This window comes from Psychrobacter sp. APC 3281, assembly GCF_030407815.1.
Taxonomy (GTDB): domain Bacteria; phylum Pseudomonadota; class Gammaproteobacteria; order Pseudomonadales; family Moraxellaceae; genus Psychrobacter.
In genome coordinates this window covers 99,434-114,424 of the sequence record NZ_JASDCS010000005.1, presented here as the reverse complement: position 1 = coordinate 114,424, position 14,991 = coordinate 99,434, and the positions used below count along the sequence as shown (strand labels likewise).

Here is a 14,991-nt window from a genome sequence, read left to right as displayed (position 1 = left end):
AACGCTCTTTATGATGATAGGAAAATGGCTATGGCTCCAAATACTATGCCGGCAAATACCGAGACCCTGCTCATTTATGGCAATAAAAATAGTGGCGCTAAGAATGATGGCACTAAAAAAACACCGTTGCTCTACAAAGTGTTGTTAATACTTGCCTTAATGACTGTCATAGGTGGTCTCTTAACAGGTGTGATGACCTATATGAATGTCGGATATTCCGATACATTTTTTATAAACTGGTCTAGAGCGCTACTTGCAGCTTATGCGATCATGCCGATTGGCTTCTTGCTGATGGGTCTGGTCACAAAATTTATTAATCATAAGTTACCTAATACCAAAGCGTACAAGCGCAATCTCATTACAGGTATATTGATGGCTTGTATAATGGAGTCTATGTTGGCCTTTAGTACTGCCTCAAAGACGATTGGTTTTGCTAATCAAACGGCGTTTTTGAACGGTTGGTTAGAAGGGTTTCTAATTGCATTACCAGTAGGATTGACGTTAATGGTCATCATTTCTATGACTATTAAGCCAAAAATTGAGGCATTTCTAAAAAGCTAAAATATCACAACTATGCTTATTAGGTTTTTCGGTACTCTACCGCGATGCTAACTAAATTAATAAAAAAGCTTAATAAAATTTAAGAACATAAAGCATCAAGGGCGTGTTGAATATTCAATACGCCCTTGTTATGTCAGAAGCTTTCTAATACTATTTTACTGCTGGTTTTGCAAAGAACTAACGTGTATTTAATAAGTCAGTCGTAACAACGTTTAGTGTTAGATCCGATTTGAAACAGACTTTTTTTGCCCACCATATGTTGTTACTATTCGACAATATTCCGATGACTAGACAGTACAATTGTCATAATTAATCTAATTTTGGCTGTATACTCTACTGTTATAGAAACGTATAGTCAGAATATAAACGCTAGTTATAAGCAGTATCCTACTAGTAGCCGTTTATTTGTATATGGTTAGCACATTGGCGGTAGATAGATTCTACACCGCTTTATTGTTTCTACTCATAATGAGTAAGCTAAAAATCTAATGTCCCACTCTGACAGTTGTTGATTATTAACTAGGTATCGATATCACACATTTTATGAATACAGAAAACATAATATCTGCACTTAACAACCCCATGCGTCGTCAAATCATAAAGTGGTTGAAGGACAGGTCGAACTTTCCAGCGTCATTACCAGAGCATGCTAATCTGGATGGTGTATGCGTCAGCTACATTCAAGAAAAAGCTGGATTGTCACAATCAACCATTTCGAATTATATGGGTGTGTTAAAAAAAGCAGGATTGGTTACGTCCGAACGCCATGGACAATGGACGTTTTATCAGCGTCATGAAGCTAACATCGAAGCATTTCTCAATGAAGTCGAAAAAGAGCTGTTAAAGCTTTAAAAATTTCTTATAATATTTAGAGACACTTTGTTCCACTACAGAACATCTAGATATTTCAATATAACGATTATCTATCTCAATATCACACCATCGTCTAAACTAGTACCCTCTTCTCTTCTAGCTACCTTTTTCCTTCTGATTATCTATTGCCTCCTAAAATATTTATCCATAATAGAATATAGTCTTCTAATCAGTTTTTAATTTGCATAAAAAAAGCCAAGGTACGCTCAGCTTTTTTGTATTTATCAATATGACACTATTGATAAATAGCTAATTAATGCGCACCTAAGCTTTGCTCAGCATCTGGCTTATCATGCACACCGAAATTGTCTATCATCGCTTGGCTAGCTTCGTTCAAACCGATGAGCTCTACCTCAGTGCCTTCGCGGCGAAATTTAATAATCACTTTATCTATGGCGGCGACTGCTGTCACGTCCCAAAAATGCGCGCTCGACACGTCAATGACCACTTTAGAGACAGATTCTTTAATATCGAAGGAATCAATCATACGCTCTGCTGATGAAAAAAATACTTGTCCGTCAACTCGATAATAACGCGTTTGCGCTGCTTCATCCATGTGACTATGCACACTCATATAGCGTTCAATCTTATTGGCAAAGAACAGTGCTGACAGCAGCACGCCAATCAATACGCCATAGGCCAAGTTGTGCGTTGCGACCACCACAGCGACAGTCGTAATCATGACCACATTACTTTGCAGCGGCTTGGTTTTTAGTTCCTTAAACGAACCCCAGTTAAAAGTACCGATAGACACCATAATCATTACAGCGACCAATGCGGCCATTGGAATAATCTTTAACCAATCGCTTAAGAACACAACCATTAATAATAAAAATACGCCTGCCACTAAGGTAGAGAGACGCGTATAGCCGCCTGATTTGACGTTGATGATCGACTGCCCAATCATCGCACAGCCTGCCATCCCACCAAAAAAGCTACTAACCACATTGGCAATACCTTGACCTTTGCACTCTTGCGTACGATCGCCTTTGGTATCGGTCAAATCATCTACGATTGTCATGGTCATCATAGACTCAAGTAAGCCCACTATCGCCAAACTGATAGAGTACGGGAAAATAATAATCAATGTATCTAAGTTCAACGGGATATCAGGTATCAAAAACATCGGCAGGGTATCAGGCAGCTGACCCATGTCATTGATGGTTCGAGCCTCTGCACCTAATAAGATGGCTATAGCCGTGACCAGTACAATACTAACCAATGGTGATGGAATCACTTTTCCGATCTTTGGAATATATGGATAGCCATAGATAACGACGAGACCTAGCACTACAAGACCGTATACGTGTACTAGGTTTGAACCTGCCTGCGGCATCAGCTCAGGAACCTGCGACATGAAAATCAAAATAGCCAAGGCATTAATAAAGCCCAATATCACAGATTGAGACACATATTTCATAAGATTACCCAGCTTTAAGAAGCCAAAGATAATCTGTATAACACCTGTCAGCACACTGGCTGCTAATAAATACTGCAATCCATAGTCTTTGACCAGCGTCACCATTAGTAGCGCCATCGCACCAGTCGCCGCCGAAATCATCGCTGGACGACCGCCAACAAACGAAATCACTACCGCGATACAAAATGAGGCATAAAGCCCTACTTGGGGATCGACACCGGCAATGATAGAAAACGCAATCGCTTCAGGGATAAGCGCTAAAGCGACAACCATGCCAGCCAAGACATCGCCGCGCGCATTGGATAGCCAATGCTCTTTAATTGTATTTAACATATTTAACTCAGTTTTGGGGAACTGCTTTAGTCTGTCAATAAACGAGATATCTGATAGTTATTTGGAAAGCATCTAAAAAGTAGTTAAAAACCCGCTCACATGAAAAGTCTGACACATCTTTATTTAGATCCTTTGCTATCTAGGTACTTTGCCCATTGCCTATTAAATGACAAATACAAAAATGCGAACGATCATAGTCAGCGAGTTATCGTCATAACGTACTTTTAATGGAGTAGTGTTTATGATCCACTAGATATATCGAATAGTGATACAAACGTCAAAGCAGTGCGTGCGCACAAGAAAAAGCGTTAGACGCTTTATAAGAGTAATTGCTATAGGAAGCAATTATTACTGAGGAGGGGTACAGCTAGGGTGGCGTATTCATCTTTGTGGTGGCAGCTTTTATAGAGTTAAGAAGGAATATTTCGCGTCATTTTAACATAAATAAAGTGGATTAATAAAAACATCTCCCTTTTTGCCGAGGATTTCACTCCTATAGCTATCTCAATTACCGAGCTTAAGTGTTCACCTTACTTTTCTGTTTGAATAAATTTATAGTCTTTTGGGCTTTACAGAACTCGATTCTATATTAGAATCACATGGGACATTGAATAGTGTCTCCATATACCCCACCGCTAGGAAACTGACATGATTGTCCGGCAAACGCCCAATGCCCTTAAGATATTTTTCACTCTGCGTGGATCAATCATTCCAAAAATCTATCCGCAAATTTTGCTGATTACTATTCTTAGTACGCTCATCACGATTATCCAGCACTGGCTTCCTGACTCGTTTCCCTATTATGGTATGGCAACTTTTACCCTGCTCGGAATCGCCTTATCGTTGTTTCTTGGGTTTCGAAACAATGCCAGTTATCAACGTTGGTGGGAAGCGCGCGGACTATGGGGTCAGCTGGTCTATGATTCTCGTAGCTTAACGCGCCAAGTACTGTCCTTTATAGATGAGGACGATGCGACTGATATAGAGGATGACGAGGATAATAATGCAACTGGACACGATACTCAGCGAACGATGGTATATCTGACCATTGCCTTTGCCCATGCTGTGCGTCATCGGTTGCGTGGTACGCCACCTTGGGCGGATATTGAGCCTCTTGTTGCAGCGATACATCATGACCGTATGCACCAAGCGAAAAACGTACCTGATTATATAATGCGCCTAATGGGCAAACAGCTTGGCGATATTCGGCGTCAAGGACTGGTATCGGAGCAAGTCATCCAAAATATGGATGAGCGCCTGACCTCTATGACGATTGTCTTGGCAGCCTGCGAGCGCATTCATAACACACCGCTACCTTTTGCTTATATGCTGTTGGTACACCGCACGACTTATCTGTACTGCATTATGTTACCTTTTGGCTTAGTAGCCTCACTCGGTTGGGCGACCCCATTGATTTGTGCGGTGATTGCTTATACCTTTTTTGGTTTGGACGCACTTAGTGAAGAGTTAGAAGAGCCTTTTGGCTTGGCCGCTAATCAATTACCTTTGACTGCCTTGTCACGCACTATAGAGATTAACCTGCGAGAAGCATTGGGAGAGACAGATATTCCGCCTGATATCACTCCTATCAATGGCTATTTGCAGTAGTTTTATTAACAGCTATTAATAATAGCTAATTCATCTACTATTTCTCGTTAAACCTGACTAAATACAGACTTCACTTGAATAATCATCCATAGACCACTATAAACAGTGCATATATTCTCTGCCTAATATAGCCATTCCACTATAAAAGTATGACAGCGTTAACCTCGCTTGAAGTATCACTGTTACATCTACACTCGGTTGCCTTGTACTACTTTTAAATTGAATCGACTATAGCTTGACTGATTTAAATGCCACTAATGTCTACACTGAGCCTGTCTCAGATTTTTGCGTTATGATTTTGGCATGATTCAAGTGCATACTTTACTAACTAAATGTCTATAGCAGCGATTTTCGAATGACTTAATGTTAGTTACTTACTACTAATGACTGATTAACTTTTTTCTATTTACCTATACAAGCGAGGCTCATATCATGAGTGATGATTCAAAAGACAACAACGACAACAACGACAACAACGCAAATAACCCAGCCAGCAATCAGCCATCAGTTAAAGTCACTGACCTGACGCCAAATAAAGGCGCATTGGTAGGCAAAAAGACCGATATTCAAAACCCAGAGCTTTGGGAGTTCCCGATGAACTACCCACTAAGCATCATCGGTCATGAAGGCGAGCGTGAAAGTTTGCTTAATGAAGTAAAGCTAATTTTGGGTAGCCAGTTCCCTGATTTTGATTTGGCGTCTATCGAAGTTAAGCCATCTAAAACAGGTCGTTTTCACTCGGCACGGGTCAATTTGTACCTAACGGCTGCTGAGCAAGTAAATGCGCTTTATGCCTCACTTGATAATGCAAAAACGGTTCGTATTGTTTTATAAGTGGCATAAAAAACTTTAACGCCTTTTTAGTCCAAATCGTCACTCGCTAGTAATAAGTTATGGGTGGCGATTTTTTGTGGTTTGATGTACAATCTGCGCCCGCATTATTGCCGCCATGACTCCCATTATCAGTCGACAATAACCGAGAGAATGAAAAGTAAATCTCACGATATTTTTACAAAAATTTTATTATTGACCGCATTTGCGTCTAACCCTTATCCCATCGTCCTTTGCCAAAATTTGGACTGCCTACAACCTTGTAGCAACATAGTTTTATTCTAAAATCAATATAGTATTTTCAAAATTTTCCCGCTATATTGTGCCTACCAATTAACAAACACGCTATATGTAGTACTCAGTGATTTTAACCGTCACTATGAGTAGTGGTAGCTTTTTGTCCAAAAAAACCAGCTAGCACAACCCCGCATAATAGCGTTATAAAGAATGTCTGCCGCCCACTCGGCGCGCAGCATCACAATAAGCAATCAAAATAGAGGCCAGCATGACACATATTGACAAAATCCAAGTAACCAAACGTGATGGACGTTTAGAGCCTATTGATTTAGACAAAATTCACAAGGTAATAGCGTGGGCAGCGCACGGCTTGGACAACGTGTCTGTGTCTCAAGTTGAGCTAAAGTCGCACATTCAGTTTTATGAAGGTATCAAGACTCGTGATATTCACGAAACCATCATCAAGTCTGCCGCCGACCTAATCTCTGAAACCACGCCTGATTATCAATATCTGGCTGCGCGTTTGGCTATCTTCCACCTACGTAAGATTGCTTATAACAAATTTACCCCGCCGCATCTATATGACCATGTCAAAACTTTGACTGATGCTGGCAAATACGATCAGCACATCCTAGCTGACTATAGCCGTGCTGAATTTGATGAGTTAGAAGAATATCTGGATCACTGGCGCGATATGAACCTTGCTTATGCCGCTGTTGAGCAAATGGCTGGTAAATACTTGGTACAGGATCGTGTGAGCAAGACTGTCTATGAAAGTCCGCAGTTCTTATATATGCTCGTCGGTATGTGTCTGTTTAGCCAATACGACAAGTCAGATCGTCTTGATTTCGTCAAACGCTTCTATGATGCGACCTCAGATTTCAAAATCTCATTACCAACGCCTATCATGTCAGGCGTACGTACGCCATCGCGTCAGTTTAGCTCGTGCGTATTGATCGAATGTGGTGATAGCCTAGACTCTATCAACGCCACCACTAGCGCCATTGTACGCTATGTGTCACAGCGTGCTGGTATCGGCATCAATGCAGGTCGTATCCGTGCCCTTGGTAGCCCTATCCGTGGCGGCGAAGCGCAACATACTGGTTGTATCCCGTTCTACAAACTGTTCCAAACTGCGGTGAAATGCTGCTCACAAGGTGGCGTACGTGGTGGTGCTGCGACCCTATTCTATCCACTATGGCATTTAGAAGTTGAGTCATTACTGGTACTCAAAAACAACCGCGGCGTCGAAGACAACCGTGTTCGTCATATGGATTACGGCGTACAGTTAAACAAGACGATGTATACGCGCCTAATCAAAGGCCAAGACATCTCGCTATTCTCACCAGGTGACACACCAGGCTTGTATGATGCGTTCTTTGAAGATCAAGACAAGTTCGAAGAGCTATACACCAAGTACGAAAACGATCCTAACGTACGTAGTCGTCAGATTCCAGCTGCTGATTTGTTCAGCCTAATGATGCAAGAGCGCGCCAGCACAGGCCGTATCTATATCCAAAACGTCGATCATTGCAACACGCATAGCCCATTTGACGCGACGGTTGCCCCGATTCGCCAGTCAAACCTATGTATGGAAATCGCGCTACCAACCAAGCCACTTGATAACATCAATGACGAAGAAGGCGAAATCGCGCTTTGTACGCTATCAGCAGTCAACTTGGGTAAAGTCGAAAACGTCAGCGACATCGAAGAGCCAGCTGAGCTAATCGTCCGTGCGCTTGATGCCTTGCTCGACTATCAAGACTATCCAGTAAAAGCGGCTCAAAACGGCAGCATGCGTCGTCGCACGCTTGGTGTGGGCGTAATCAACTATGCTTACTACTTAGCTAAGAATGGCGCTCGCTACTCTGATGACAGCGCGCTTGGTCTAACCCATCAGACGTTTGAAGCATTGCAATTCTATCTTTTGAAAGCGTCGAACAAATTGGCAAAAGAGCAAGGCGCATGCCCTGCGTTCAATGAGACCACTTACTCACAAGGTATCTTGCCGATTGATACGTACAAAGCCGACTTGGACAAAATCTGCCAAGAGCCGCTACACCTTGATTGGGAAACGCTACGTGGCGAGATCACTGAGCACGGTCTACGCAACTCTACCCTAACTGCCTTGATGCCGTCTGAGACCTCTAGTCAGATCGCCAACGCGACCAACGGTATCGAGCCACCACGTGGTCTGGTCTCTATCAAAGCGTCAAAAGATGGCATCCTAAAGCAAGTCGTGCCTGAAATTGATAAGCTAAAAGATCAGTACGAGCTACTATGGCAAATGCCAAACAATGACGGTTACCTAAAGCTGGTCGCTATCATGCAGAAGTTCGTCGATCAAAGTATCTCTGCCAATACCAACTACGATCCAGTTCGTTATGCTGGTGGCCGTGTACCGATGAAGATATTGTTAAAAGATTTGCTAAACGCTTATAAGATGGGTGTGAAGACGTTGTACTACCACAACACTCGTGATGGTGCGAACGATGCCCAAGCGGATATGGAAGATGATTGTGCTGGCGGTGCATGTAAGATCTAGGTTATTGATTGATGGCGGGTTTGGCTTATTTAGTTGAGTCCGCTGTTTATTCTTATCTATAAGGTACTGGAATCATATGAATGCATATACCGAGTATCAGATAAAAAACTTCTATGAGAAATATAAGGATCAAACTTTCGATCAAGACGATATAGCGCTTTTTATTACTGCAAGTCGAGATGATACTGATCATGGAAGTATTTTTAAAGAATTAGGAGACTTTATAGCGCATCCTAATCTTAAAGATCGTGGAATGGTAATTAAGAATCTCAAACCTGCTATCAAGTATTTTGAAGAAAACACTGATGATATGTTGGATGGCAAACGGCCAACAATAGAATTACCGTTTTCGATAGGCTTTAATAATGAAATCTTAGATGAATTGTATTCGGTTTTTGGAATGGTGGGAATTTATCCATCCTCTAGAAATATACATAGCCCATCTTTCAGAGAATTTATGTTTTGTTTAATTTTTCTTCTAGGTAACTTCAAGCTAGAACTAAATAAAAAAACTTGTCCATTGGTAGTCACATTTTCTGGAGCTTTAAGTTTAACTGTTTTATATCCTAGCAATAAGTATCCAAAGTATTTAGCAGAGTTTACTTTAGCTTTTCTAGGAAATGTCTATACAGGAGGACTACCTAGCTTTTATAAGAAAAAGTTGGATGAACATATTGTGAGAAGACTATTTGATGGAAGTCTCGCTGCTATACCCTACGAATTTGATAAAGATTGCTATCTAACTGGTGAAAAACCATTTCCTAAAGGTGTGGGCTTACCATTGGGGGAAAAGCTGAAATCATAGGTGCAGGGTGCATCCAGCGCACCGATGATATGGAAATTTAGCACGTAGGTTGGGTTGACGAAGGAAACCCAACAATTCTCATTATATAAACATATCGTGTTGGGTCTCGTACCTCGACACCAACCTACTCTAAAGCATAGAAAGTTGTAGGATGCGCCCAAACGGAAGAGTCCTTAAGAAAAAAGAAAGCCGCCCTGACAAGGCTTTTTAGCCCCGACTATAGTGGTATCCTGCTGACGACGATGGCGATGCGGTCTGTGACTGAGCGTAGTATCGAGACAACAGGAATGCGGTCAGACACGATAGACTGCACGCCAGCGGCAAAGCAGATACAAGCGGTAGGCGGGATTGGCTACTGTTATAATGAAAACATACAGATAGAATTAAAACGACGGAGGTCATGTGCAATATACCGCAATCATCAAAGACGGTGGTTTGTTTATCCCAAACGTATTTTCAGACCTAAACGATGGTGGCTCGCATATCGTACAAGTCGAGGTTGATATTGCAGAGGTGCGTCAGCAGTTAGGTGTAGACGAAGCACCAAAGGCAACCGTCACCAAAAAAAGCGTGGCAAAAGCAGCCAAAAAGCCCGTATCGAGAGCGGCTAAAAAAGACTTAAAAATAGCAGCGGAAGAGTCTGATGTGAGTACCCTACGCAAAAGCGCACTTGATGAGTTAGAAGCACTCGATGATAGTGAGCTGAGCGAGATATTCAAAGCCTATATGAACGATGGGCAAGAGTCGTCGCAGATATCGCTAGAGAACCTCTAAGCTAAAACGCTATAATCCAAAAACATGTCATAACATCAAATCAAAACCAGTCAAACCCCTATAAATTAATAACCGTATCAATTATAAAGGCAGTCCCATGACTTACTCGATTTTTTCTCAAACGCCAAACAATGCGCTAAAAGAGCCGATGTTCTTTGGTCAGCCCGTCAACGTGGCGCGCTATGACCAACAAAAACACCCTATCTTTGAGCAATTGATTGAAAAGCAGCTATCGTTCTTTTGGCGTCCAGAAGAAGTCGATGTATCACGCGATCGTATCGACTTTAGTAATCTGTCCTCGCATGAGCAGCACATATTTTTGAGCAACCTCAAGTACCAGACCCTACTCGACTCTATTCAAGGTCGTAGTCCAAACGTGGTGCTATTGCCGCTAGTGTCTATCCCTGAGCTTGAGACGTGGATTGAGACATGGTCGTTCTCTGAGACCATTCACTCACGCAGCTACACGCATATCATCCGTAATATCGTCAATGACCCAAATATTATCTTTGATGACATTATGCAAAACGAGCACATCTTAGGTCGTGCCTCTGATATCGCCCAGTACTATGATGAGCTGTATCGCAACTCACAGCTATATAGCTTGTACGGTCCAGGTACGCACAACATCAATGGCGAGCAAGTGACGGTTGATTTAAGATCACTGAAAAAGCAGATGTACCTGTGCATCATGGCAGTCAACGTCCTAGAAGCCATTCGTTTCTATGTATCGTTTGCTTGCTCGTTTGCGTTTGCTGAGCGCAAACTGATGGAAGGTAATGCCAAAATCATCAAGCTAATCGCTCGTGATGAAGCGCTGCATTTGACTGGTACGCAGCATATGCTGAACCTTATGCGTAACGGTCGTGACGACCCTGAAATGGTTGAGATTGCCGCAGAGTGCTATGAGGAAAGCATTGAGATTTTCCGCAAGGCGGCTGAGCAAGAAAAAGAATGGGCAGGTTATCTGTTCAAAGATGGTTCGATGATTGGTCTAAACAAAGACATTTTGTGCCAATATATCGAATACATCACTAACTTGCGTATGGAAACCGTCGGCTTGCCAGCAGCGTTCCCGAACTCAAAGTCAAACCCAATCCCGTGGATCAACACATGGTTGTCGTCTGACAATGTGCAAGTAGCACCGCAAGAGACCGAGATTAGCTCGTACTTGGTTGGTCAGATTGACTCTGACTTATCAGACAGTGATTTTGACGACTTTGAATTATAAGAGCTTTGAGCTAGAAAAATATAAATTATAAGAGCTGAGTTGTAAGAGCTTTGAATGATAGAGACTTGAGCGGTAAAGATTTTAAATTATAAAATTTTTACCGTTGTAATCGTCTTATGGGTTAATAGTAGGGATAGTAATAGTACAGACATATCCCAATAGGATTAACGATGACTTGGGTAATGACCAGTAAAAAGCAGTTCTATCTACATGATGACGAGAGTCTGCTAGATGGATTGCTACGCACCGGACACGATGTAAACTATCAATGCCGCGAAGGCTATTGTGGTAGTTGCCGAGTCAAGCGTATTGCTAGCTCGCATACGGTCGATTATCCATTTGACCCACTGGCGATGATTGAAGAAGATGAAATCCTGCCTTGCTGTTGCCGTGTGCAAGGTGTTATCTACATCAATCATGACCCTATTGAGAAGTTATAGCAGGGTTATATATAGATAAAGCTAGCCCTTAAAATTTAGAAAAATCAGCTCCAACAAAAAGCGCGCTCCTTTAGATAAGGAGCGCGCTTTTTTATGCTATTAGATAAATAAATGTACTGACTCATACATACACTATGAGCCAGCACATAGTGGTAACAGTAACTACGACTTACTGCGACGCGGCATCTTGTTCAAACAATTTCATCAGCTCTTCGCGCATACGATCACGCTCTGCCTTTGACATCATTGGCGTTTCTTCATCACCTTGAATGTTTGGCTGCTCCATTCCGCCCATGCTCTCATTTTGCAGTACGACAGGACGCTCAAGTGGCTCTTGTGCTGGACGCTCTTCTAACGTGATTTTTACTTGGGCGTTTTTACCTTGACGTAGTATCTGCGCATCCAGTTCAGTATTTGGCGGTTTACGAGCAACATACTGAATCAAAGTATTGGCATCTGTCATCTCGACATCGTCGATGGTTAGGACGATATCACCGACACGTAGACCGCTTTTCGCCGCTGGACTGTTATCAATGACGTTTAGCACTTCTACACCTGTTGACGTCTCTAGCTGCGTTGGGTCACGTAGCTGTGACTGAATCTCGATACCCAACCAGCCACGACTGACACGGCCGTCTTTAATTAATGCATTCATCACTTGCTCAACCAATGCCGTCGGAATCGCAAAGCCAATACCCATCGAGCCACCAGAGCGCGAGAATATGACGGTGTTGATACCAACTAGCTCACCGTGAGCATCGACCAGTGCGCCGCCTGAGTTACCCGGATTGATCGCCGCATCAGTCTGGATAAAGTCTTCAAACTTATTGACGCCCAGTCCAGTACGTCCAGTCGCTGAGATAATCCCTTGTGTCACTGTCTGACCCACGCCAAATGGATTACCAATCGCTAGCGCCAAATCACCCACACGAATCGGATCTTCGCGGAAGCCAAGTGGTGTCAGCCCTGTCATATCGACCTTGATCACAGCTAGGTCACTATCAGGATCTGTACCAATGATTCTGGCACGACTCTTACGACCATCATTGAACGCGACTGTGATTTCATCTGCTTTTTCGATCACGTGGGCATTGGTCACGATATAGCCATCTTCTGATACGATCACACCAGAGCCTAAATTGGTATTACCCTGCTCTTGTGATGGGCCACCATGATATTCAAAAAACCGGCGCAGTACGGGATCATCCATATAAGGATGCTCGGTCATCGTTTGTGTCGTATAGATATTGACTACAGACTGCGACGCACGCGCAACTGCATTATGATAAGAAGAGATAGGTGCTGGCGTGTCCGACACTGGTTCTGCTGCTTGCTGTTCCGCAGGCGGGGTTCTCGGCGGCTCCCATGTGGCCTCCGACGTCGATTTCATACTCGTGAACAACCAGATAAACGCTGCCAACACTAGCAGCAATAAGACCCAAGGTAACCATTTTAATAAAGATGCCTTGTTATTGGTGTTCCGGGATGACGACATATAAAACCTCTATAAATTTATTGCAAACAGACAGTGAAAAACGATGTGAGATAACGGCGACCGCTTAGCTATTCTTGACTCATCAATTGAATGGTCAAATGCTATACAGCTAGGCAGACTCACGTGTATAAATTATAACCGCAATACCAGTAAATAGTAACGTATCGTGTACCATTTCAGTTATCCAGCTTGTCTGCTTGCTTACAACGGCATGTTAAAATAGCTTTTACGATACTCGACACTTAAGCATCTTGAGAGTTGAATATAAAGTCAAAAGAGCAAAACCAAACACTCTCAAACATGACAGATAATACATAATTTTTGCTTAGTTAATCTACAGCACCTTACGACCTACATTTTATTGATGACAGGAAAACATAATGACTGCAAATCATACGATAGCTGAATCAAATACTCAAAGCATTAGCGTTCAGGCATTGACACAGTTCTGTGACGACTACTTATCTACTAGCGCGTTTAAAGACTATGCGCCAAATGGTCTACAAGTCGATGGTGGACGTCCGATTCAACGTATTGTCACTGGTGTCACGGCTTGTGAAGCCCTAATTGATGCTGCGATCGCTAACAATGCTGATGCGATTATGGTGCATCATGGATACTTCTGGAAAGGCGAACCTGCTACGCTTACTGGTATGAAAGGTCGACGCGTGCGCAAGTTGATGCAACACGGTATCTCTATGATTGGCTATCATCTACCGCTCGATGCACACCCGCTCTCTGGCAACAACGCAAAACTTGCTGACATGCTCGGCATGACAATTACTGATGCGCTCTATCCCTCCGAGTCACATCCTGTGGGCAATATCGCTACTTGTACACCGCAAAGTGCTGACGATCTTATTGCCACCATTACTCAAGCCTTAGGTCGCGCGCCATTACATATTTCAGCTGAATATCATACAGACGCCTCTGCTCAGACAAATGGTAGGCTGATCGAACGTGTGGGTATATGTACGGGCGGTGCGCAGGATATGATTGAGCAAGCGGCTAGCATGGGTTGTGATGCGTTTATCTCAGGAGAGATATCTGAGCGTACCACGCATAGCGCGCGTGAGCTTGGGATTGATTATTTTGCTTGTGGTCATCATGCAACGGAGCGTGGCGGTATTCAAGCGTTAGGAGAGATAGTCGCTCAAAAATTTGGTCTACCAGTTACTTTTATCGATATCGAAAATCCAGCATAAGGTAGCCACTTAAATTATCAGTTTAAACGGTTGTCATTTATAGAGAAAAGTCTGCAGAGAAAAACTTGTAGGAAAAATGATAGTTCGACAGCCAAACTAGACTTGCTAACACCTATAATCAAACCATAAGCATAAAGTCTAGTTTGACTACTATTTAAACTTTGTTATTCTATTTTTGATTATTATGTACCAAATATCTGGAAAATTAACCGTTTATATCTTAATTGTTAAGTTTTATCGCTTTTTTCTTAACTCCACTTGAATAATGCAATTAGTAACCGCATATTACTACCCGTAAGAAAGAACGTTTTGTCATGAAACTTCCCATTATTACAGCTTCCGGTTATGGCACCAAAATAATGTTGGTAGTTGTTTAAGACTTTATCATGCTATATCAGCGATAAGATTTTAAACCGCTACCCATTGAAATACTATGTTTGCACTATATATGTTAGCAGCATGGTATTTTTTTATTTTTGGTGTCGCGATGACGGTATGACATAGTCAGTTTGATAGACAGATATAAACTATCAATCCTGGTTATTTTGCTTACCCTCATTGCTGGACAAACAACTTTAGTAGCCAGCTATCCTATTACTAGTAACGTAATATTAGTGATTCAAAGTATAGCCA

The 14,991-nt window shown here is 42.4% G+C and carries 12 protein-coding genes; 10 read left to right on the top strand and 2 right to left on the bottom strand.

Annotation, left to right across the window (positions count from 1 at the left end):
- The first annotated feature begins 30 nt into the window (after positions 1–30).
- Both QL886_RS04885 and QL886_RS04880 read left to right on the top strand, forming a co-directional pair.
- Positions 31–561, top strand: coding sequence for a DUF2798 domain-containing protein (locus tag QL886_RS04885; protein ID WP_290177828.1), 531 nt, complete (start codon positions 31–33; stop codon positions 559–561).
- A gap of 543 nt (positions 562–1,104) precedes the next feature.
- On the top strand, positions 1,105–1,413 hold the full coding sequence (locus QL886_RS04880) for a metalloregulator ArsR/SmtB family transcription factor (RefSeq protein WP_101204781.1): 309 nt from the start codon (positions 1,105–1,107) through the stop codon (positions 1,411–1,413).
- Between the two features lie 274 nt (positions 1,414–1,687).
- Here the strand turns inward: QL886_RS04880 and QL886_RS04875 are convergent, their stop codons facing one another.
- Positions 1,688–3,187 carry a SulP family inorganic anion transporter gene (locus QL886_RS04875; RefSeq protein ID WP_290177827.1) on the bottom strand — a complete coding sequence of 500 codons (1,500 nt, stop codon included), beginning with the start codon at positions 3,185–3,187 and terminating at the stop codon, positions 1,688–1,690.
- 648 nt (positions 3,188–3,835) lie between these two features.
- Here QL886_RS04875 and QL886_RS04870 point away from each other — a divergent pair.
- The 7 genes from QL886_RS04870 (at position 3,836) to yfaE (ending at position 11,658) form a co-directional block, all read left to right on the top strand.
- A complete protein-coding gene (locus tag QL886_RS04870; RefSeq protein WP_290177826.1) occupies positions 3,836–4,795 on the top strand; it encodes a bestrophin family ion channel in 960 nt (319 codons plus the stop codon).
- A gap of 432 nt (positions 4,796–5,227) precedes the next feature.
- Positions 5,228–5,629 (top strand): DUF493 domain-containing protein, encoded by a 402-nt coding sequence (locus QL886_RS04865; RefSeq protein WP_290177825.1) that lies wholly within the window; start codon positions 5,228–5,230, stop codon positions 5,627–5,629.
- A 502-nt stretch (positions 5,630–6,131) separates the two neighbouring features.
- Entirely contained in the window at positions 6,132–8,408 is a 2,277-nt protein-coding gene (nrdA, locus tag QL886_RS04860) for a class 1a ribonucleoside-diphosphate reductase subunit alpha (protein WP_290177824.1), read from the top strand.
- Between the two features lie 76 nt (positions 8,409–8,484).
- On the top strand, positions 8,485–9,213 hold the full coding sequence (locus tag QL886_RS04855) for a hypothetical protein (protein ID WP_290177823.1): 729 nt from the start codon (positions 8,485–8,487) through the stop codon (positions 9,211–9,213).
- Positions 9,214–9,615: 402 nt separating this feature from the next.
- Positions 9,616–9,987 (top strand): hypothetical protein, encoded by a 372-nt coding sequence (locus QL886_RS04850; RefSeq protein WP_290177822.1) that lies wholly within the window; start codon positions 9,616–9,618, stop codon positions 9,985–9,987.
- Positions 9,988–10,084: 97 nt separating this feature from the next.
- On the top strand, positions 10,085–11,218 hold the full coding sequence (gene nrdB, locus QL886_RS04845; protein ID WP_057759544.1) for a class Ia ribonucleoside-diphosphate reductase subunit beta: 1,134 nt from the start codon (positions 10,085–10,087) through the stop codon (positions 11,216–11,218).
- Positions 11,219–11,388: 170 nt separating this feature from the next.
- Entirely contained in the window at positions 11,389–11,658 is a 270-nt protein-coding gene (gene yfaE, locus QL886_RS04840; protein ID WP_057759542.1) for a class I ribonucleotide reductase maintenance protein YfaE, read from the top strand.
- Between the two features lie 169 nt (positions 11,659–11,827).
- On the opposite strand, the gene QL886_RS04835 is transcribed toward yfaE, so the two are convergent.
- Positions 11,828–13,153, bottom strand: coding sequence for a trypsin-like peptidase domain-containing protein (locus QL886_RS04835; RefSeq protein ID WP_201566687.1), 1,326 nt, complete (start codon positions 13,151–13,153; stop codon positions 11,828–11,830).
- Positions 13,154–13,533: 380 nt separating this feature from the next.
- On the opposite strand from QL886_RS04835, the gene QL886_RS04830 reads away from it, so the two are divergent.
- The gene (locus QL886_RS04830; protein WP_290177821.1) at positions 13,534–14,358 is read left to right on the top strand and encodes a Nif3-like dinuclear metal center hexameric protein; all 825 of its coding nucleotides are present in this window, start codon (positions 13,534–13,536) and stop codon (positions 14,356–14,358) included.
- Positions 14,359–14,991 lie beyond the last annotated feature (633 nt).

Bases quoted from the DNA above. Each gene is read 5' to 3' on its own strand.
- QL886_RS04885 (WP_290177828.1), top strand. From the start codon at position 31: ATGGCTCCAAATACTATGCCGGCAAATACCGAGACCCTGCTCATTTAT.
- QL886_RS04875 (WP_290177827.1), bottom strand. From the start codon at position 3,187: ATGTTAAATACAATTAAAGAGCATTGGCTATCCAATGCGCGCGGCGAT.
- nrdB (WP_057759544.1), top strand. From the start codon at position 10,085: ATGACTTACTCGATTTTTTCTCAAACGCCAAACAATGCGCTAAAAGAG.
- QL886_RS04870 (WP_290177826.1), top strand. From the start codon at position 3,836: ATGATTGTCCGGCAAACGCCCAATGCCCTTAAGATATTTTTCACTCTG.
- QL886_RS04855 (WP_290177823.1), top strand. From the start codon at position 8,485: ATGAATGCATATACCGAGTATCAGATAAAAAACTTCTATGAGAAATAT.
- nrdA (WP_290177824.1), top strand. From the start codon at position 6,132: ATGACACATATTGACAAAATCCAAGTAACCAAACGTGATGGACGTTTA.
- yfaE (WP_057759542.1), top strand. From the start codon at position 11,389: ATGACTTGGGTAATGACCAGTAAAAAGCAGTTCTATCTACATGATGAC.
- QL886_RS04830 (WP_290177821.1), top strand. From the start codon at position 13,534: ATGACTGCAAATCATACGATAGCTGAATCAAATACTCAAAGCATTAGC.
- QL886_RS04835 (WP_201566687.1), bottom strand. From the start codon at position 13,153: ATGTCGTCATCCCGGAACACCAATAACAAGGCATCTTTATTAAAATGG.
- QL886_RS04880 (WP_101204781.1), top strand. From the start codon at position 1,105: ATGAATACAGAAAACATAATATCTGCACTTAACAACCCCATGCGTCGT.
- QL886_RS04865 (WP_290177825.1), top strand. From the start codon at position 5,228: ATGAGTGATGATTCAAAAGACAACAACGACAACAACGACAACAACGCA.